Origin of the sequence: Methylophaga sulfidovorans, from assembly GCF_900114205.1 — a bacterium.
Taxonomy (GTDB): domain Bacteria; phylum Pseudomonadota; class Gammaproteobacteria; order Nitrosococcales; family Methylophagaceae; genus Methylophaga; species Methylophaga sulfidovorans.
Map to the genome: position 1 here is coordinate 1 of NZ_FOSH01000008.1, position 18,783 is coordinate 18,783.

Below are 18,783 nucleotides of genomic sequence, written 5' to 3' on the forward strand. Positions count from 1 at the left end.
TAAGTTCTCACTGGGATTTAATCCCCTAAAGGGCCGTGGAAGACTACCACGTTGATAGGCTGGGTGTGGAAGTGCAGTAATGTATGGAGCTAACCAGTACTAATTGCCCGTGAGGCTTGACCATATAACCCCAAGGGAACTTGGGGTGTTGCGAAGACACTTTACAAGAAAGACTTGTTACCGATTTCCGAGCGTCAGTAAGCACTGACGACACCAGTTATGCCTGGCGGCCATAGCGAGTTGGCACCACCTGATCCCATCCCGAACTCAGAAGTGAAACGACTTAGCGCCGATGATAGTGTGGGAGTTCCCATGTGAAAGTAGGTCACTGCCAGGCTTTAATATAATAGAAAAGCCCGATTCGAATGAGTCGGGCTTTTTTATTGCCTGTCAGGTTGGCAGGGACCTTACCCATGAGCATAGAGAATATGACTTTTATTATCTTGTATTCAACTTTCGCTATGTAAACTAAGACGGAAAATATTTTTTGCTACAAAAAATTCCGCTGATTAACCTACCCGTGACTTATATCTAGTAAAATAGCCTGAATTATCATATTAAAATTCTTGCGGGCGATTAATGTTTTTAAAATTTATTTATTTTTTTATTGCCTGCTTTTTAGTTGCTTGTTCAGATGATAGCCAACAGATAACCCTTAAAAACACCCTACCTTTGCCTAAAGCCGTTCATGTTGACTATGCTGCTGATATCAAACCGATTATCGAAGAAAAATGCGTTGCCTGCCATGGCTGTTTTGATGCTCCATGTCAGTTAAAGATGGAATCAACAGCAGGATTGTTACGGGGGGCAACTAAATTAAACGCTTATGATGGTACTCGACAAGATCCGATAGCACCAACCAGGCTTTTTATTGATGCCCATAATAAGGAAGAATGGGAGCAAGCCGGGTTTCAATCAATTCTTAATGGTGATGATGCTCAAGCTAGTTTGTTATATCGAATGCTGGCTCTTGGTAAATCTCACCAATTCAAAGCGAATAATAAATTACCAGATGACCTAGATATTAGTATCCGACGTGAAAATCAATGTCCAACGCCAGATACGATTGCTGAATACGAAACTAAACATCCTTTAACAGGCATGCCATTTGCCGTGACGGGGCTTACCGATGATGAGTTTTCAACTATTAGTGGTTGACTTTACCAAGGTGCTAAAGTCACTGAAGAACAAGTTGATTTAACTCAGAGAGAACTAACTGCAATAGAAAAATGGGAATCCTATCTTAATCAAACATCAAATCAACGCCGGCTGGTTAGCAGATGGATATATGAACATTTATTTTTAGCTCATCTTTATTTTGCTGATGAAGGTAAAAATACACGCTTTTTCGAACTCGTCAGATCATATACACCTTCGGGAAAACCGATTTCTATTGTAAAAACGCGTTTACCTAACTCTGATCCTGAACATCCTATTTATTATCGCCTAAGATTAGTAAAAGGTATTACCGTTCATAAACGTCATATCACGCTACTGTTTGATGAGCAGTTACAAAATCATATAGAAAAGCTCTTTTTTACAGAGACATGGAATGTAAACACATTACCTGGATACGACTATGAAGCCCGAGCGAACCCCTTTGTCACATTTTCTGCGATACCAGCAAAAGCACGTTATCAATTCTTATTAGAAAATGCTGAATATTTCACTCGGACGTTTATCAGAGGGCCAGTGTGCCGTGGGCAAATTGCAACTGATGTGATTCGTGATCAGTTTTGGGTGATGTACCAAGATCCCGCCATGGATCTATTTATAACGGACTCTAAGTATAGAAAGCAGGTTGAGCCACTTTTAGGCTTACCTGGGCAAAATGATAACCTTATAGAAACAAAAGAGAACTGGGATAAATATAAAGATAAACGCAATAGCTATTTATCTTTAAGAGGCCAGCATTATCAACATGCGCCACTAAACTGGACTTCTACGAAAGCGATTTGGAATGGTGATGGCAATAATACAAATGCTTTTCTAACTGTGTTCAGACACTTTGATAATGCCAGCGTTGTAAGAGGTATGGTAGGGCAAGTCCCTCAAACGATTTGGTGGATGGATTTTCCATTGTTTGAGCGAACCTATTATGAGTTAGTTGTTAATTTTGATTTGTTTGGTAATGTCGCTCACCAACTTCAAACACGACTTTATTTTGATTTAATCCGTAATGGTGCAGAGCATAATTTTTTACGATTACTGCCCAGAGATAAGCGTAAGTCCGTGCTGGATGATTGGTATCAAGGTATGGGCGTGGTTAAAACCTATTTCACATATGCACCACTTGATCTTGATATTAAAACGGCTGAAAAATTTTCAACTGATGATACAAAAAGTGAATTGTTAAATCGCATCTTGCAGCAATTCAAGCAAGTAAACGCTGACGCAGATGATTCAATTAACCGCTGTCAGAATCAGTCTTGTTTCAGAAATCCACAATCAACGTGGGTGCAAACAGCAGATTCAGTATTGAGTCAGCTGACTAGGACTACTTTCGAGCAAAAATCCGGTCTTAACTATCTACCTGAACTGACATTCATACGGGTTAAAAATGGCATGAAAGAACGGTTTATTCGCTTATCAGAAATCGTTACCACAGCAATGTGGCTTTTCTTTTTGGAGAGTCATTAAGTTACAAGCCTGAAAAAGATAGCCTAACGGTTTATCCTGAGATCGCCGGAAGTTATCCTAATTTTATCTTTGATATTAATTCAGACGAACTGGAATTGTTTGAGAAAACTTTGTTGACGGCGAGCTCAGAAGAAAAATTTGATGAGGTGGTGCTGAAGTGGGGTGTTCGCAGAACGCATCCACAGTTCTGGCAAATTTTTCATGACTTCACTCAGTGGCAACGTGAGCAAAATCCGATTGATGCGGGAGTGTTTGATGCAAACCGTTATGAGAATCTATAAATTTGTTTCTAGCTGCGTTTTAAATGTGTTTTCGATAGGCTGACAAGTAAAATTCTTAAATGTGTTCTACGCGTTAATCTTGGCCGGCTTAAAATATTTTCATCATTTTGAGCCATCAATTTGTTTAATGTCTCTATTCCACCCAAAGTCATCGCTCTGATTTCCCAGCCTAAACGTCCCTGAATACCATTACCAAGCTCCACTCCTTCATTCATTATCCCCATCGTTTGTTGAAATAACTGACGAAGCAGAGGAGCTAATTTCCGGCTATTTGTGGAAGTAATGTCATCCTCAGTCAGTCCTGCTTGTGCAAGCATCTGTTGAGGGATATAAATCCGATCGTTTTCTTGTTTGTCCTGCAGAACATCCTGATAAAAGTTAATCAACTGTAAAGAGGTACAGATTGCATCAGATTGTATTAGCTGCTGTTGAGTCGGCTGACTATTTAAATGCAGTAATAAACGACCAACGGGATTAGCAGAACGCTGACAGTAATCTAAAACTTCTTCCATCGTTTGATAGCGATTTTTGACAACATCCTGCATAAAAGCGGATAACAAGTCATCAAATAAATGGATAGGTAAGCGGAACTGTGTGATTACATCATCAAGCGCAATAAAAATCGGATCATTGCCGCTGTATGTACCATGGCTGATCTCGGTGAGTGATGAGCGATAGGCTTGCAGGTTCGCTATCCGTTCAGCTTCAGTAAGCTGACCTTCGTCAGCATAATCATCGGCAGTACGTGCAAAAGCATAGATAACAGCAATGGGCTTTCTTAGTCGTTTGGGAAGCAAAACTGAGGCGACAGGGAAGTTCTCGTAGTGTGACTGTGCAAGTTTTAGACAGAAATCATATGCCGCAGCCAAGTGTTTATTTGATGCCATAAAGTGAGAGTTAAATCCAATTCAGGATTTCTTCTGGCTTATATATTGTGGCTTTGGCCTGCCAGGTTTCAGGTTGGTCAGTACTTTTTAAATAACCATAATGAGCGATGAGTGTATCCATATTCACTATATTCCCTGCCTCAATATCGCGTTGGGCATCGCCAATATATAAGCAGTTTTCAGGGCTAACATTAGAGGCGGTACAGGCGAATAACATCGGATCTGGATGAGGTTTGCTATTGGCTGTAGTATCTCCACTGACAATACAACTAGCCCGCTGACTCAGGTTTAAGGCTTGCATCAAAGGGTCGGTTAAAAATGCAGGTTTGTTAGTAATCACTCCCCATTTTGAACCTGACTTCTCGATTGTTTGCAGTACATTTTCTATACCGTCAAAGAGCCTGGATTCCCGGTTAATATGGAGACGATAAAGCTCAATAAAACGTGCCTGTATTGCCGGATATTCAGGAGCGTCTGGGCTTATGCCAAAAGCGAGATTGATTAACCCCGGACTACCATCACTGGCGACTGGACGAATGGTTTCAAGTGATAGCATGGGAGCATGATGTTCAGCTAGCACTTGATTAAGGGCATAGGCTAAATCAGGGGCGGTATCGACCAGTGTGCCGTCTAGGTCAAAAAACACAGCATCATATTTTGGCATATCAGATTTTTTTGCAATGGATGAGGTAATTGACCTTTACATCGTTGCCAAGACTAAATTGACGAGTCAGCGGATTGTAATTCATACCCGTGATGTCTTTAACCTTGAGACCGGCATGTCGGCACCATGCAGATAATTCAGCTGGGCGAATAAAGCGTTTGTAATCATGTGTGCCTTTCGGCAACATTTTCATAACGTATTCAGCACCCAGTACAGCTAGAAGATAGGCTTTAGGGTGACGATTTAATGTTGAAAAGAAAACATCACCACCGGGTTTAACCATATCTGCACAGGCTTGAATAATGGATGCGGGATCCGGCACATGTTCCAGCATTTCAAGACAAGTTACGGCATCATATTGTTCAGGATGTTGGCCAGCCATCTCTTCAGCTGTGATCTGTTGATAATTGATGGTCAGACCAGCTTCCAAGGCATGTAGTTTAGCAATATTCAACGGCATCTCACCCATGTCGATACCGGTCACATTGGCTCCACTTTTTGCCAGTGCTTCAGAAAGGATGCCGCCACCGCAACCTACATCAATCACATTGGCGTTATCTAAAGAGGTTCGATCTGCAATATAAGCTAAACGAATCGGATTCAGATCATGCAAGGGTTTCGATTGACCTTCCAGATCCCACCAACTCGATGCTAAAGCATCAAATTTTGCTACTTCATTTAAGTCGACGTTTGCTTGTGATTGGCTCATTGATCTTGTGATCCTATTTTGATTGCCCATTGTTGGGCGTCTTGAATGACCTTTGTTTCATTTAATGTCAGAAGTTGGCGTGAGTTCAATAGCTGTTTACCGGCTACCCAGACATCGCTGACTTTATCACGACTGCTGGCATATACCAGCTGAGACACCACATCATAAACTGGCTGAGTTTCGATATCCGATAATTTAACAGCAACAATATCAGCTTGTTTGCCTATTTCAAGTGAGCCAATTTCCTTGTCTATTCCTAATGATTTCGCTGCGTTGATGGTCGCCATTTCTAATGCAGTATGTGCCGGCACGGCTGCCGCATCACCTGCCACGGCTTTTGCCAGCAAAGCAGTTTGTCGCATCTCAGCAAACATATCGAGATCATTATTAGATGCTGCGCCATCAGTTCCAATTGTGACATTGATGTCATTTTTATGCAGCTCAGCTACCGGGCAAAATCCACTGGCCAGCTTTAAATTTGATTCAGGGCAATGAGCGATGTGAACACCCGCTTGGCTACACCAGTTTATTTCATCAGGTGTTAGCTGTGTCATATGAACAGCAAGCAGCCTTGGAGAAAGCAAACCAATTTGTTTCAAACGTTCAAGCGGCCTTACTCCATACTCTTTCAGACTCTGGGCAACTTCATCGGCGGTTTCATGAATATGCATGCTGATGGGCATATCCATTTCTTCGGCATTGGTAATGATCTGTTCCAGGGTTTTGTCTGCCACAGTGTAAGGCGCATGAGGTGAATAAATGGTGTTGATACGAGGATGGTGACGATAGTGATCGTGTAATTGATGGCCCTTATGTAAATATTCTTCTACCGAGCTGGCCCAATTTGTTGGAAACTCAATCACCACAATGCCCAGACTGGCACGAATGCCTGATTTATCAACTATTCTGGCTGTGGCCTCAGGGAAAAAATACATATCATTAAAATAAGTGGTACCACCACGTATCATCTCAGCGATGGCAAGTGCACTACCTGCTTCAACAAAAGCATCGCTGACAAAGGCATTTTCTGCTGGCCAGATATGCTCATTAAGCCAGGTCATCAACGGTAAATCGTCAGCTAAGCCTCTAAATAATGACATTGGCGTATGCGCATGGTTATTGATTAAACCGGGAATCAAACAATGCTCATTGAGATCATGGATAACATTTGCAGAATAAAGCTGTTTTGCCTGTTCTTGTGGCAGAAGCGCTACAATACGTGCATCCTTGACCATGATGGCGTGGTTTTCTAACACGGTTTGGTCTTTCGTTACCGGAACTAACCAGCGTGCATTAATTATCAGATCGACATTTTCCATAGAATTTGATTATACCGTTGAGCTGAATGAAAACCTATTCTAAACATTTATCATGACAAACCAATCACAACAAAGATTCACCAAGCATGACAGGAGCTTGTTTTGACCAGATTATTACAGACAATTGAACCCATTTTATGGCGTGATGAACAACTCCATTTACTTGATCAACGTGTATTACCACATACTGAAAACTGGTTGGCATTTTATGACTCAGATGCCGTGGCAGAAGCCATTAAATTAATGGTGGTGCGTGGTGCCCCTGCTATTGGTGTGACAGCGGCTTATGGTGTGGTGTTAGCAGCAAGAGAAGCCTGGTTCAGTGCGGGCGAAAATTGGCAAGAAGCATTGATACCGGCATTAAAAAGATTAGCTGCATCCAGACCGACGGCGGTAAATTTGTTTTGGGCGATTGAGCGAATGCAACAAACCTGCAATACCTTGTCGAAATATGAATCCCCCGAACCTGCCTTGTTAGAGCAGGCTAAGCGCATACATCAGGAAGATGTAAAAGCGAATAGAACCATGGGGCAATATGGTGCTGACTTGTTAGATAATGACAGTATCGTGTTAACACACTGTAATGCTGGTGCTCTTGCCACTGCCGGCTTTGGCACAGCATTAGGCGTTATACGTCAGGGATTTATTGATGGCAAAATTGAGCATGTGTATGTTGATGAGACACGACCATGGCTACAAGGCAGTCGATTAACAGCCTGGGAGCTTATGCAAGAAGGTATACCGATGACCTTACAAGCTGATGTGGCTGCAGGTGCCTTGATGGCCGGTGGGCGATTAGACTGGGTGATTGTTGGTGCTGACAGGATTGCCTCAAATGGTGATACTGCCAATAAAATCGGCACATATTCATTAGCCGTTTTAGCAAAATATCATGGGGTGAAAGTCATGGTGGTAGCACCAACGACAACGATCGATTGGTCCATTGAAAACGGTAGTCAGATTCCTATTGAACAACGTGCACATTCTGAAGTCTCAGAAATAGAAGGACATGCCATTGCACCAGCAAAAGTCCATGTTTCGAACCCGGCTTTTGACGTGACACCAGCAGCGTTAATTGATGCCATTGTGACGGAAGAGGGTGTGGTCAGTTCACCATCAAAAGAAAAAATGCAGCAATTGAAAAAGGAGGAAAAAAATGACACAAACAGCATTAGTGACCGGATGTAATCGTGGGATTGGATTAGAACTCTGCCGTCAGCTTACTGCAAAAGGCATGCATGTCATTGCAACCTGTCGGAAAGCATCATCTGAATTAAACGCCTTAAATGTAGAAATCATTGAGGATGTAGAAGTCAGTGATCCGAAAAGTTTAGCCAAACTGAGTGAGTCATTAGGAGACAGAAAAATCGATTGGCTCATCAATAATGCTGGTATTGCCGGTGGCATTGGACTTGGACAAATTGATGATGATGCAATTGACGACTTTGTCAGAATGTATCGCGTAAATAGTCTAGGACCGTTGCTGACGACACAAGCACTTCTCAAGCATATGGGGCAGGGCAGTAAAGTCGGCATTATTACCAGCCGTATGGGCTCGATTGAAGATAATGATTCTGGCGGTAGTTATGCTTATCGCATGTCTAAATCAGCCGTGAACGCTGCTGGGAAATCACTGTCGATTGATCTGAAACCCAAAGGCATTGCCGTGGCTATTTTACATCCAGGCTGGGTGCGTACAGATATGACCGGCCATGGCGGTTTAATTGATACTGATGAGTCAGCAGCAGGTCTTATTCAACGTATGGAAGAATTGACACTGGATACCACCGGTACATTCTGGCATACCAATGGTGAAAAATTACCTTGGTAAAATTACGACAATAGATGTATTCCTATCCTGAACTGAGTCAACAACAGCAAGCAAGTCTGCCGGTGTTACATGCACCGGCATTACCCTTGGAAGCACAATTTCCTGATAGTACACATCAGCTGTGGCAGTGTGATACAGCTGACGGCATGATGATCTTAAAGGTCTGCCACCAAAAGCGGGTACAAGGCTCCACGTTTTGGCTGGGAATAAACCATCTGTTTCAGCTCGACTTTCCAAACTCTTTAGGGCGCACGCAATCTATCAGTCAGTTTCTGCAACGCGGAGGTGGCTTTGTGGTTCCCGAGGTGATAGCTGAACAGGCTGGGTATTATGTCTTGGTTCGTTATCTTGAAGGCGTTGATCTGAGTGCAGATCAGATCTCTAACACTATTGTGACTCAGCTTGCCCATCACTGGGGCAAATTGCATCTACAAATATCTACAAAATGGGGCAGCATCGATAATCCTATCTTCAGTGCAAATGATTGGCCTGTACGTCTGGAACAGACCATTCAGTTATTATCTGACCACGCTGATATCACGATCCCTAATGAGATACTAAAACTGAGCTATGAACAATGTAGAACACTGTCAGCCGAGCAGTTTGTGCCGATTATGCCTGACTTTCGCTGGGATCAACTGCGTCAGTGTGACGATGGGACTTTAGCCGTCGTGGATCTGGATGCCTTTGTCAGAGCCCCACGTGAATTAGAGTGGGTCTTACTGGAATATTTACTCAGTCCACAACAAGCTATACTTTTTGCCGACGTTTATACTCAGTATCAGCCAATCCCTGACCTTTCCGCTTGTCGCTTAAGTTACCGTTTATTATTATTTTTGATGAATGTACTGGGTGAAACTAAGCTGCAGGACTGGCTGGATCAGCCCGTGTTGTTTGATTGATTAACGATAACGTTAGCTAAATAAATCGTGCAGCTCTTTGAGTGCCAGACCATTCAGGCTTTCCAGCTTTAATACGGCGGCATCATAGTGCGGTAAGTGATAATTGGCTGCTGAAGGTACCACAACAGTTCGAATGCCAGCGCCAATTGCGGCTCTCATGCCAGTGACGGAGTCTTCAAATGCAAGGGTGTAATCAGCGTTTGCGTTGATGCGCTGTAGAGCTAGTTGATAGATGGCGGGGTGGGGTTTGCCTTGTTCAACATCATCATCGGCGACATAATTATCAAAAAATGCAGTAATCTCCAAGCGTTCCAGCACTACAGGAACAAGACGGGCCGGGGCATTAGTTGCCAGACCAATTTTCAGGTCATGTCGTTTGAGTTGTTCTAGCAGATTATGTACACCGGGTAGTGCCTGACCTTGGGTCGCGGTTAATAAGGCGACTTCATCTATTACATCATTTTCAACTTTTTCCATGGCTTCCTGGTTGAGTGACAGGCCTGCATGTTTGAGCCAGAATTCAGTCGCTTCGCGCGTAGTCATGCCCATAGTTTTGGCTGACAGTGCATCGGTGATTTCAACGCCAATAGCTGAAAATACACGTTTCTCCGCTTGTTTCCAGAAGGGCTCTGAGTCAATCAGCAGCCCGTCCATGTCAAAAATAACAGCTTGCATTTAGTGAGTCTGAGCTAGTGGATGTTGACGGTATAACTTGATCCAGTTGGCGAAACCAACAGTGGCAAGCACGGTGTAGATGGAGAACAAGACGACCGTCGCGTAATAGCCCGTTTGGTAATACAACACGACGGAAGCGGCATCAATAATGATCCAATAAAACCAGTTCTGCAGCACTTTTCTGGCCATCAACCAGGTATTCATCACTGAAAATACAGTTATGCCAGCATCGAGATAGGGGCGTTGTGATGCTTGATTCTTGTCCAGATAATAAGCCACCAAAAAGCTAATGACGACACCTGCCACCACGAATAGTAAATTGGCATTCAATGACCAGCTATGAATGACTAATTCATCATTATTTTGTTTATGCTGTCGCCATAAAACGAAGCCATAAATCGCCATACCCATATAGTAAAAGTTGAGTAGGGCTTGCATAGGAAGTTGGCCTTCCCAAAATAAAGCGGTGTAGATGAGTGTACTGATAAACGCTATCGGCCAGCACCATTGTGATTCACGCGCAGCCAGAATGACATAAGCCATACCGAGTAATGCGGCGGTCACTTCCCATGCGGATAAGGCCAGCAGGCCGTTAATTGCGGCATCTATCATTAGATAACTCGATTAATCTTCTACGTGGTAACGATCGTTTCCGATCATTTTTAGCACAAACACACTGTGCGGTAACTGTTCAAAAACAGCTTCGATTTCGGCATCCATCGCATCCATTACATCACGATATTCACCAAAGATTTGTGTACTCAGATTATTCCGTGAGATGTTCAGCTTAGGGTTGTCTTCCAACTTTTTAATGAAAGCCAGAATAGGTTCTACAAATTGTTCAGTAAGAGGATAAAGACTGATATCAACTGAAACACGCATAAATAAAATTCCTTAAGAAGTTAAGAAGAGGGCCTAAAAAGCCCTCTAGTGTCATTAATAGTCGTAACTCAATGTTAAGCCAACAACGCGTGGATCACCGTATTGGGTGTAGGTTTCTTCAGCGTAAGATTTTGATGGATCAATACCAAACGAAAAGCCGCGAGTATAATAGTCTTTATCGAATAAGTTACGTCCCCATAGGGTGACCTTCCACTCATCTTTTTTGTATTCGACGCTGGCATTGTATAAGACAAAAGAGTGTGATTTAGCATTGTGGCTGTTTGAGTAATAAAACTCATCTTTACCTTCCATATTGGCTTTAAATGTCCAGCCTGGTGCAAAGTAATACTCACCGCCCAGATTAAATTGGTAGGCAGGCGCATGGGCAATTCTGCGACCACTTAGTTTAATGCCTTTTTCTAGTAACTTGGGGTTTTCATAGTCTTCAAGCTTTGCATCCAAAAGACCAAGGGAGGCAATGACACGATATTTTTCGTTGATAGACCAGTCTAATTCAGCCTCAAGACCAATATTTCTGACTCGGTCAGCATTAACAAAATAATCAATAAAATCTGTACCTCCTGATGTCTTAGGTACGGGAAATGAGCTTTTGATTTGAGCATTACTTCTGCGTGTATAGAAAGCCGTTACAGACGTTATTAAATCACCGTCTAGCCAGAATGACTTTAAGCCAGCTTCAAGATTCCATAATGACTCAGTATTAAAAGATCGCAAATCATCACTGATTTCGGGATTAACATTTATACCTCCCGCTTTGTAACCACGAGATAAGGTTGTAAAAGCCATATGATCATCGTTGATATGATATTCAAGCCCTAGCTTTCCTCCATACATCCAATCATCTGGATCGTCTGAAAGTCCTGCCGAATCCTTATAATCGGCTTCCCAATATTCTGCTCTGAGGCCACTTATCAATGTAAGTTTATCTGTTAATGCTGTATCTAACTGTCCATAGAGTGCTGTGTTGACAGTTTCATAGCTATTTTTAGTCACAGTGGTAGTGACAGCATCGCTGGTGATGTCATTGCCATAATAGGTACGATCCAAATTTTGACGCTGTTTTGATACATACAGACCTAATGTCCAGTCGGTAGTGTTAGCAAAGATACGTCCGTTTTCATTAGATAATGCTCTGAACTCCAATGCTGTGTTTTCACGTTTACGTTTGTATTGATCAAAGCCACTATAAGGACAGGTATATGGATCGTTAGAGTCATCAGCATCTATACAGGTAGGATCAACAGGAAACTGTGATTTATAAGACCAGTCGTCATCGTAGCTATATTCAAGGTTAGATTTTGAATAACTGAGGCTAGATTGGAGCTGTACTTTATCATTTGCTCGATAATCAGTCTTTAGAGAAAAGGCATTAGTATTTTGGGCATCTTTACCTGGTTGGTCTGACAAAGTGTGACGACTGTTATCAAGCGTGAACGCGTCATAACCATTATCAATATTCAGGTGTAAAACATTAAGGTCGATAGTAAGGTTATCCGTAGCAAGCCATTTCAGGTGACCTCTAGCAGTTACTTCATCGCGATTTTGAGTGTTATCTCTACCTAAAAAGTCATTATCCATAAAGCCATCTGACTTATAGCTGTGAACTGAAAAACGACCGAGTAAGGTATTATCAATTAATGGTCCGCCTACAGCGATGCCTTCTGCATGAGTGTTATATGTCGCTAAAGTCGACTCAAACTTCATAGCAAGTTCATTCGTCGGTTCAGTGCTTTTTAGGTTGATAGTGCCAGCCATACCATTTGCACCATAGCGTGTGCCCTGTGGTCCCCGTAATATCTCGACAGACTCAATATCAAACAAGGTAGCAGCACCGCCACTGCGACTAAAATCTATACCATCTATATATAAACCTACAGAAGGATTAAGTGGGGCTTGGAATTCGCTACGCTCACCAATACCACGAATTTGGAAATATTGGCCTCGCGAGGCGCCGCTGGAAACATTGACATTGGGGGCTAGATTGAGCACATCTTCAATATGCTGGGCACCACGAGACTCAATAGTGTCTTCATCAATCGTGGTTAAACTTATCGGGGTGTCATGGGCATCGTTAGGACGAAAGTCAGCACTCACGATCATGGATGGCAAGTCAGCAGGTGTAACTTCAGCCAATATCATTGGAGATGTCATAGCCGTTGTAATGGCTACAGCAAGTGTTTTTACTTTCATGGTTATCCTTTTTTGAATCAAAAAGGACAGGGGAATAAATCGAGAGACACCAATGCGGTGTGGATGAAGATCTATTTCAGCCTGTCCCTACGCCAGTATTAACTGGATCAGGTTCATCGGGTCCGCTCTTTAACTTGAGCATCTCAGGCTTTCGCCACCCCGAGGCATCATTCCTTATATCACTACAATCACATCCTGTGCTTATGTTGTCATTTTATTGTAATCAGGCTCTTTTTTCTAGCTAAAAGCGCAGATAAGGTATTTATTTTGCAGGTTTTATACTGCTTCGACATTGAGGACAAACGCGAAGACGACTATTGATACGTTGAGTCGCAATTAAGTCTTGTTGTGATTCATAACAATGGGGACAATAGAATATCGATTCCTGGCCTCGACGATAACAACCTGAAGAGTTATCAAATTCAGGTTTAGCAAGATATTCACCGGTTAGTGATGCTTGGGGTAAAAAAGTCACTAACTGTTCAATTTCAGCACTCAGTTCAGATAGTAGATGTTGATGAGTGGCTGGAAGAAGTGGCTCAATCTGATCTAATAGCTGTTTTATTTTTGTGTGGTGAGTACTGTTATTCATTCAAAATCTCTATAAATAAAATGACTTTGCCAAGTTTATATATTGATGGCTTTATCGACTGTTTTTTTATCAAGATGAGCAGCAAAGAACTCGATGAAGGCATACATATAATTTCGTAGATAACTGCCTTTTCGAATGCCCATATGCGTAACGCTGGATGGAAATAGATGCCTGGCATCCAGTGCCTGGAGAGGGGCATCTTTATCGGGGTCAAATGCCATGCTGGCAATGATGCCGATGCCCATCTCTAACTCAACATATGTTTTTATTACATCGGCATCCGTGGCGGTAAAAATCACATTCGGATGCAAACCCTTTTCAATAAAGGCCTGATCTTGTTTTGCCCGGCCAGTAAAACCCATGACATAAGTCAGAATTTCGTATTGGGCGATATCTTCCAAACGTAATTTTTTTACAGACATTAAGGGATGTTCAGGCGGAACAATCACACAACGGTTCCATTCGTAACAAGGCAAAATGGCCAATGATTCGAATTGGGCAAGTCCCTCTGTCGCTATGGCCAGATCAATTTTTCCGGTTGCTGCCATTTCACCGACTTCGGTAGGCGTTCCCTGCACCATATTCAGATGGATATTTGGGTAATGTTCAGAAAATCTTTTTATCGCGCTGGGTAAAGCATAGCGGGCTTGAGTATGTGTGGTGCCGATGGATAAAGTGCCGGATTGTTCGGTTTTATTGTCAGCAATCAGCTGGCGGATATTATCGACATCCTGCAACACCCTTTCTGCCATATCGATAATGGATTGACCGATAGGTGTAATGCCTGTCAGTCGTTTGCCATGGCGTTCAAAAATTTGTAAGCCAAGTTCATCTTCTAATTGCTGTACCTGACTACTGACTCCCGGTTGGGAAGCATGCAGTGCATTTGCAGCCGCCGATATACTTAAACCTCGTCTGGCAATCTCTCGGACATATTTTAATTGCTGTAGCTTCATCTATATACTTTTTAGTTATAAAGATAGTCAATAATATTCATTGATAGAATATTATGCTTTGGTAAACTTGTCAGCTCTTTTGTAATACACAAGGCGTAACATCAGATGGAATGGGGCTTTCTTTTAGCTGGATTGTTTGTCGGCATCATGGTCGGCATGACCGGTGTTGGAGGCGGGTCTTTAATGACACCCATACTCATTTTCATCTTTCATGTGCAACCAGCTATTGCCGTTGGCACAGATTTATTATTTGCTGCTATCACTAAAGCTGGCGGTATCTGGTCTTATTGGCACCATGGTGTGGTGAAGTGGCATGTGGTATGGCGTCTTGCTGCTGGTAGTATTCCGGCGACACTGATCACGCTATGGGTTATGAATGCAACGGGAATGCATGATGGCAATCACACCGAAGTGATTACCAAAGCGCTTGGGATAGCGCTAATTCTGACATCCAGTGCTTTACTGTTAAAAGCACCACTTGGCAAGTTACTGCGCTCACAGGAGAGTCATCCAGTTGTCAGTGCCATTTATGATATTCGTGAAAATGAAGTAAACAAAGCGTTGATTACTGTTGTGACTGGTGCTTTGTTAGGTGTGATGGTGACACTCTCATCGGTTGGTGCTGGTGCGCTTGGTGCGGTTATTCTGCTGTTTTTGTATCCACGTCTTAAAGGGGTGGAAATTGTGGCGACAGATATTGCTCATGCCGTACCACTCACTTTTGTGGCCGGTCTCGGGCATTCAGCTGTAGGAACCGTAGACTGGTCATTGTTAATGTATTTAGTTGCAGGATCATTACCCGGCATCTTTATTGGGACACATTTAGGCGTTCGTATTTCAGACCGGATGATGCGTCCATTACTAGCAATTATCCTCGTATTGGTGGGCATAAAATGTCTGATATAAAACAAGTTGATTTAACCCTGTTTGGCTGCCCTATGCACTACATCAAAGCAAGGGAAGCAGTGCAGAAACTGGCATTAGAGCAATCCATTGAGCTTTTAGTAAATACTGGCGATGCCGTGGATGAAGTATTCAATAGCTTAAGCAAGGATGGGCAGCAGTGTGAGATCACCTCAACAGAGGGATTAAGCACAATAATTCATGTGAGAAGAAAACAATGAGTGAAATAAAACCGGCTTTAGCCACCAAAATTGATGCTGTGATTGCAGTATTAAAAGACATCGAGCAGAACTATTTGCCAGCGACGCTGGCGACCAGCTTTGGTGCTGAAGATATGGTGCTGATGGATTTGATTTGTAAGCATGCGCCAGGCATCGATATTTTCACTCTGGATACCGGACGTTTGCCGAAAGAAACCTATGAGCTCATGCAAACCTTAAATAACCACTACTATAAAAAGGTAGAGGTTTTTTTCCCCAACACGGCAGATGTTGAACTGTTTGTTACTAACAACGGACCGAATGCGTTCTACGACAGTGTTGAGTTAAGAAAACAGTGTTGTGGCTTAAGAAAAGTAGTGCCACTGAACCGAGCTTTATCTGGCAAAAAAGCCTGGATAACGGGTATGCGTCGTTCGCAGTCTGTGACGCGTTCAGAGCTCCCTGTTTCAGAGTGGGATGGCGATCATGGCTTACAGAAGTTCAGTCCTTTGACCGATTGGTCAAATGGCAATGTCTGGGCTTATCTGCGAGCGAATGATGTGCCATATAACAAATTACATGATGAAGGCTATGCCAGCATTGGCTGTGCACCTTGTACACGAGCTATCACCATGGGCGAGGACATTCGTGCCGGACGCTGGTGGTGGGAAGATCCTGAAAATAAAGAATGCGGCTTGCATGTCAAATCTAACTAATGAGAAAGATAATGACTGAAAAACAATTAACACACTTAAAGCAGCTGGAGGCAGAAAGTATCCACATTATGCGTGAGGTGGCTGCAGAGTTTGAGAATCCGGTAATGCTGTATTCGATTGGTAAAGACTCTGCCGTTATGTTGCACTTAGCTATGAAAGCTTTTGCACCTGGTAAACCGCCATTTCCATTGATGCATATTGATACTACATGGAAGTTTCAGGAAATGATCAAATTCCGTGATGAACGTGCTAAGGAGCTAGGTCTAGAACTGCTTGTTCATACCAATCAAGAGGGTAAAGAAGCAGGTATCAACCCGTTTGATCATCCTCGCTACACTGACATCATGAAAACTGACGCATTGAAACAGGCGTTGAGCAAATACGGTTTTGATGCCGCTTTTGGTGGTGCCCGTCGTGACGAAGAAAAATCACGTGCGAAAGAACGTGTTTACTCTTTCCGCGATAAAAATCATCGCTGGGATCCGAAAGCACAGCGACCAGAACTCTGGAACATCTACAACAGTAAAGTGAATAAAGGTGAAAGCATCCGTGTTTTCCCTTTATCTAACTGGACGGAGCTGGATATCTGGCAATACATTTATTTGGAACAGATTCCGATTGTGCCGCTTTATTACGCAGCAGAACGTCCGGTTGTTGACTATAACGGCCTGACGATTATGGTTGATGACGATCGTATGCGTATTCCTGAAGGACAGGAGCCACGCATGGAAAAAGTGCGTTTCCGTACCCTGGGATGTTATCCATTAACAGGTGCTGTGAAGTCCTCGGCTGATACCTTGCCTGAAATCATTCAGGAAATGTTGCTGACCACCACCTCTGAACGTCAAGGCCGTGCTATTGACCATGATCAAGCCGGTTCTATGGAGAAGAAAAAACAAGAGGGTTACTTCTAGATGACTACTGAATCAAGTTCATATCAATCAGATAGCCTGATTGCCACAGACATCGAAGCGTATCTGAAACAGCATGAAAATAAAGAAATGCTGCGCTTTTTAACCTGCGGTAATGTTGATGATGGTAAAAGTACCCTGATTGGCCGTCTGCTACATGACTCTAAGATGATCTATGAAGATCAGCTGGAAGCTGTAACGCGTGACAGTGCCAAGTCTGGTACTACTGGCGAACAGGTTGATTTAGCCCTGTTAGTTGACGGTTTGCAGGCCGAGCGTGAGCAGGGCATTACCATTGATGTTGCTTACCGTTACTTTTCTACAACAAAACGTAAGTTCATCATTGCCGATACACCAGGGCATGAGCAGTACACTCGTAATATGGCAACAGGTGCATCCAGTTGTCAGTTAGCTGTTATCTTGATTGATGCCCGCTATGGCGTACAAACACAGACTCGCAGACATAGTTTCATTGCGTCCTTGTTAGGCATTAAACACGTTGTTGTTGCCATCAATAAAATGGACCTGATGGATTACAGTCAGCAAGTGTTTGATAAGATTCGCCATGATTACACTGAGTTCTCACGTGAGCTAGAGCTGGAAGATATTCACTTTGTGCCCATGTCTGCCCTGGTTGGGGATAACGTGGTTAACCGTAGTGAAAATATGGATTGGTATCAAGGCCAAACCCTGATGGAAATTCTGGAAACCGTCGATGTGGATAAAGATCCGAACTTCGATGATGTGCGTTTCCCTGTTCAGTTTGTGAATCGTCCTAATCTGAACTTCCGTGGTTATTGCGGCACTCTGGCATCGGGGATTTTGAAACCAGGTGATGACGTCACTGTGTTGCCATCAGGTAAAGAAAGTAAAGTGAAAGCACTTGTCACCTATGATGGTGATTTAGATCATGCCGTGCCAGGTGAAGCGATTACTGTCACCTTAGAAACTGAAATTGATGTCAGTCGCGGCGATATGATTGTTCATAGCAATCATCACCAGCCACATGTCTCAAGCCAGTTTAAGGCTATGGTGGTGTGGATGACCGAGCAGCCTCTGGTTTCAAATAAACAGTACAGTATTAAAGTAGGCGTTAGTGATGCTGGTGGTTCATTAACAGGGATTGATTATCAAATTGATGTCAACACGCTTGAGCATAATAAAGTCAGTGAACTTAAACTGAATGAAATTGGCCTGTGCGAGTTTTCATTAAATAAGCCAGTGGTGTTTGACTCATATAAGCGTAACCGGACTACCGGGGCTTTCATTATTATTGACCGTCTGACTAATGTAACAATCGGTGCTGGCATGATTACCGATGCTGTATCGGGTAGTCATGAAGTTGTCGCAGAGGGCGAGTTTTCTGCCTTTGAGATAGAACTGAACGCTCTCATTCGTAAGCATTTCCCTCACTGGGATGCTAAAGATTTGAGTCAACTTCTCAAATAAATTCACGGAAAAATAGTCAAAAAAAGCCAGTCAACATTTTGTTGACTGGCTTTTT

General features: G+C 42.9%; 18 protein-coding genes, 2 rRNA genes, 1 pseudogene and 1 riboswitch. Of the genes and pseudogenes, 11 read left to right on the forward strand and 10 right to left on the reverse strand.

Annotated features, from left to right (window positions below; genetic code table 11):
* The 3 genes and pseudogenes from BM232_RS07935 to BM232_RS14955 all read left to right on the forward strand — a co-directional run.
* Positions 1 to 124 (forward strand): 23S ribosomal RNA (locus tag BM232_RS07935); the annotation flags it as partial.
* A 98-nt stretch (positions 125 to 222) separates the two neighbouring features.
* A 5S ribosomal RNA gene (gene rrf / locus BM232_RS07940) occupies positions 223 to 337 on the forward strand.
* Between the two features lie 440 nt (positions 338 to 777).
* A pseudogene (locus tag BM232_RS14955) lies at positions 778 to 2,921 on the forward strand (fatty acid cis/trans isomerase).
* Between the two features lie 8 nt (positions 2,922 to 2,929).
* On the opposite strand, the gene hpnC reads toward BM232_RS14955, so the two are convergent.
* Genes hpnC through BM232_RS07965 form a run of 4 tightly spaced genes read right to left on the reverse strand, consistent with a single transcriptional unit; the run spans position 2,930 to position 6,500 of the window.
* Entirely contained in the window at positions 2,930 to 3,808 is an 879-nt protein-coding gene (gene hpnC / locus BM232_RS07950) for a squalene synthase HpnC (RefSeq protein WP_091713255.1), read from the reverse strand.
* Between the two features lie 10 nt (positions 3,809 to 3,818).
* Positions 3,819 to 4,472 carry an HAD family hydrolase gene (locus BM232_RS07955; RefSeq protein ID WP_091713257.1) on the reverse strand — a complete coding sequence of 218 codons (654 nt, stop codon included), beginning with the start codon at positions 4,470 to 4,472 and terminating at the stop codon, positions 3,819 to 3,821.
* A 1-nt stretch (position 4,473) separates the two neighbouring features.
* Complete coding sequence (gene ubiG / locus BM232_RS07960; protein WP_091713259.1) at positions 4,474 to 5,181, reverse strand: bifunctional 2-polyprenyl-6-hydroxyphenol methylase/3-demethylubiquinol 3-O-methyltransferase UbiG; 708 nt, start codon at positions 5,179 to 5,181, stop codon at positions 4,474 to 4,476.
* Positions 5,178 to 6,500, reverse strand: a complete 1,323-nt coding sequence (locus tag BM232_RS07965; protein WP_091713262.1) for a TRZ/ATZ family hydrolase — start codon at positions 6,498 to 6,500, stop codon at positions 5,178 to 5,180. The genes ubiG and BM232_RS07965 overlap by 4 nt, the downstream gene beginning before the upstream one ends.
* A gap of 102 nt (positions 6,501 to 6,602) precedes the next feature.
* On the opposite strand from BM232_RS07965, the gene mtnA reads away from it, so the two are divergent.
* Genes mtnA through BM232_RS07980 form a run of 3 tightly spaced genes read left to right on the forward strand, consistent with a single transcriptional unit; the run spans position 6,603 to position 9,233 of the window.
* A complete protein-coding gene (mtnA, locus tag BM232_RS07970; RefSeq protein ID WP_091713264.1) occupies positions 6,603 to 7,688 on the forward strand; it encodes an S-methyl-5-thioribose-1-phosphate isomerase in 1,086 nt (361 codons plus the stop codon).
* On the forward strand, positions 7,657 to 8,331 hold the full coding sequence (locus BM232_RS07975) for an SDR family oxidoreductase (RefSeq protein ID WP_091713267.1): 675 nt from the start codon (positions 7,657 to 7,659) through the stop codon (positions 8,329 to 8,331). The genes mtnA and BM232_RS07975 overlap by 32 nt, the downstream gene beginning before the upstream one ends.
* Positions 8,332 to 8,345: 14 nt before the next feature.
* Positions 8,346 to 9,233, forward strand: a complete 888-nt coding sequence (locus tag BM232_RS07980) for a hypothetical protein (RefSeq protein WP_091713270.1) — start codon at positions 8,346 to 8,348, stop codon at positions 9,231 to 9,233.
* A gap of 12 nt (positions 9,234 to 9,245) precedes the next feature.
* Here BM232_RS07980 and BM232_RS07985 read toward each other — a convergent pair whose 3' ends face one another.
* The 6 genes from BM232_RS07985 to cysB form a co-directional block, all read right to left on the reverse strand.
* Complete coding sequence (locus BM232_RS07985; RefSeq protein ID WP_091713272.1) at positions 9,246 to 9,908, reverse strand: HAD family hydrolase; 663 nt, start codon at positions 9,906 to 9,908, stop codon at positions 9,246 to 9,248.
* A complete protein-coding gene (gene pnuC / locus BM232_RS07990) occupies positions 9,909 to 10,520 on the reverse strand; it encodes a nicotinamide riboside transporter PnuC (RefSeq protein ID WP_091713275.1) in 612 nt (203 codons plus the stop codon). It lies immediately after the preceding gene.
* Positions 10,521 to 10,532: 12 nt separating this feature from the next.
* The gene (locus BM232_RS07995) at positions 10,533 to 10,790 is read right to left on the reverse strand and encodes a YkoF family thiamine/hydroxymethylpyrimidine-binding protein (protein ID WP_091713279.1); all 258 of its coding nucleotides are present in this window, start codon (positions 10,788 to 10,790) and stop codon (positions 10,533 to 10,535) included.
* Between the two features lie 54 nt (positions 10,791 to 10,844).
* Complete coding sequence (locus BM232_RS08000; RefSeq protein WP_091713283.1) at positions 10,845 to 13,001, reverse strand: TonB-dependent receptor; 2,157 nt, start codon at positions 12,999 to 13,001, stop codon at positions 10,845 to 10,847.
* A gap of 66 nt (positions 13,002 to 13,067) precedes the next feature.
* Positions 13,068 to 13,173: riboswitch (TPP riboswitch) on the reverse strand.
* A 90-nt stretch (positions 13,174 to 13,263) separates the two neighbouring features.
* A complete protein-coding gene (locus BM232_RS08005) occupies positions 13,264 to 13,593 on the reverse strand; it encodes a hypothetical protein (protein ID WP_091713286.1) in 330 nt (109 codons plus the stop codon).
* 35 nt (positions 13,594 to 13,628) lie between these two features.
* Entirely contained in the window at positions 13,629 to 14,549 is a 921-nt protein-coding gene (gene cysB, locus BM232_RS08010) for an HTH-type transcriptional regulator CysB (RefSeq protein ID WP_091713288.1), read from the reverse strand.
* Between the two features lie 105 nt (positions 14,550 to 14,654).
* Between cysB and BM232_RS08015 the strand changes: the two genes are divergently transcribed.
* The 5 genes from BM232_RS08015 to cysN are packed head-to-tail and all read left to right on the forward strand — an operon-like array spanning position 14,655 to position 18,728.
* Positions 14,655 to 15,455 (forward strand): sulfite exporter TauE/SafE family protein, encoded by an 801-nt coding sequence (locus tag BM232_RS08015; RefSeq protein WP_091713291.1) that lies wholly within the window; start codon positions 14,655 to 14,657, stop codon positions 15,453 to 15,455.
* The gene (locus BM232_RS08020) at positions 15,443 to 15,673 is read left to right on the forward strand and encodes a sulfurtransferase TusA family protein (RefSeq protein WP_091713293.1); all 231 of its coding nucleotides are present in this window, start codon (positions 15,443 to 15,445) and stop codon (positions 15,671 to 15,673) included. Before BM232_RS08015 ends, BM232_RS08020 begins: the two co-directional genes overlap by 13 nt.
* Positions 15,670 to 16,368, forward strand: coding sequence for a phosphoadenylyl-sulfate reductase (locus tag BM232_RS08025; RefSeq protein ID WP_091713295.1), 699 nt, complete (start codon positions 15,670 to 15,672; stop codon positions 16,366 to 16,368). Before BM232_RS08020 ends, BM232_RS08025 begins: the two co-directional genes overlap by 4 nt.
* A gap of 11 nt (positions 16,369 to 16,379) precedes the next feature.
* Positions 16,380 to 17,282: a sulfate adenylyltransferase subunit CysD gene (gene cysD / locus BM232_RS08030; protein WP_091713297.1), complete on the forward strand. Its 903-nt coding sequence runs from the start codon at positions 16,380 to 16,382 to the stop codon at positions 17,280 to 17,282.
* Positions 17,283 to 18,728 carry a sulfate adenylyltransferase subunit CysN gene (cysN, locus tag BM232_RS08035; protein WP_091713299.1) on the forward strand — a complete coding sequence of 482 codons (1,446 nt, stop codon included), beginning with the start codon at positions 17,283 to 17,285 and terminating at the stop codon, positions 18,726 to 18,728.
* Positions 18,729 to 18,783 lie beyond the last annotated feature (55 nt).

Excerpts from the sequence above, each read along its gene's own strand:
- cysN (WP_091713299.1), top strand. The coding sequence starts at position 17,283 with ATGACTACTGAATCAAGTTCATATCAATCAGATAGCCTGATTGCCACA.
- BM232_RS08005 (WP_091713286.1), bottom strand. The coding sequence starts at position 13,593 with ATGAATAACAGTACTCACCACACAAAAATAAAACAGCTATTAGATCAG.
- BM232_RS08015 (WP_091713291.1), top strand. The coding sequence starts at position 14,655 with ATGGAATGGGGCTTTCTTTTAGCTGGATTGTTTGTCGGCATCATGGTC.
- BM232_RS07980 (WP_091713270.1), top strand. The coding sequence starts at position 8,346 with ATGTATTCCTATCCTGAACTGAGTCAACAACAGCAAGCAAGTCTGCCG.
- cysD (WP_091713297.1), top strand. The coding sequence starts at position 16,380 with ATGACTGAAAAACAATTAACACACTTAAAGCAGCTGGAGGCAGAAAGT.
- BM232_RS08020 (WP_091713293.1), top strand. The coding sequence starts at position 15,443 with ATGTCTGATATAAAACAAGTTGATTTAACCCTGTTTGGCTGCCCTATG.
- cysB (WP_091713288.1), bottom strand. The coding sequence starts at position 14,549 with ATGAAGCTACAGCAATTAAAATATGTCCGAGAGATTGCCAGACGAGGT.
- BM232_RS07985 (WP_091713272.1), bottom strand. The coding sequence starts at position 9,908 with ATGCAAGCTGTTATTTTTGACATGGACGGGCTGCTGATTGACTCAGAG.
- pnuC (WP_091713275.1), bottom strand. The coding sequence starts at position 10,520 with ATGATAGATGCCGCAATTAACGGCCTGCTGGCCTTATCCGCATGGGAA.
- hpnC (WP_091713255.1), bottom strand. The coding sequence starts at position 3,808 with ATGGCATCAAATAAACACTTGGCTGCGGCATATGATTTCTGTCTAAAA.
- BM232_RS07995 (WP_091713279.1), bottom strand. The coding sequence starts at position 10,790 with ATGCGTGTTTCAGTTGATATCAGTCTTTATCCTCTTACTGAACAATTT.
- BM232_RS07975 (WP_091713267.1), top strand. The coding sequence starts at position 7,657 with ATGACACAAACAGCATTAGTGACCGGATGTAATCGTGGGATTGGATTA.
- BM232_RS07955 (WP_091713257.1), bottom strand. The coding sequence starts at position 4,472 with ATGCCAAAATATGATGCTGTGTTTTTTGACCTAGACGGCACACTGGTC.
- ubiG (WP_091713259.1), bottom strand. The coding sequence starts at position 5,181 with ATGAGCCAATCACAAGCAAACGTCGACTTAAATGAAGTAGCAAAATTT.
- BM232_RS08000 (WP_091713283.1), bottom strand. The coding sequence starts at position 13,001 with ATGAAAGTAAAAACACTTGCTGTAGCCATTACAACGGCTATGACATCT.
- BM232_RS07965 (WP_091713262.1), bottom strand. The coding sequence starts at position 6,500 with ATGGAAAATGTCGATCTGATAATTAATGCACGCTGGTTAGTTCCGGTA.
- BM232_RS08025 (WP_091713295.1), top strand. The coding sequence starts at position 15,670 with ATGAGTGAAATAAAACCGGCTTTAGCCACCAAAATTGATGCTGTGATT.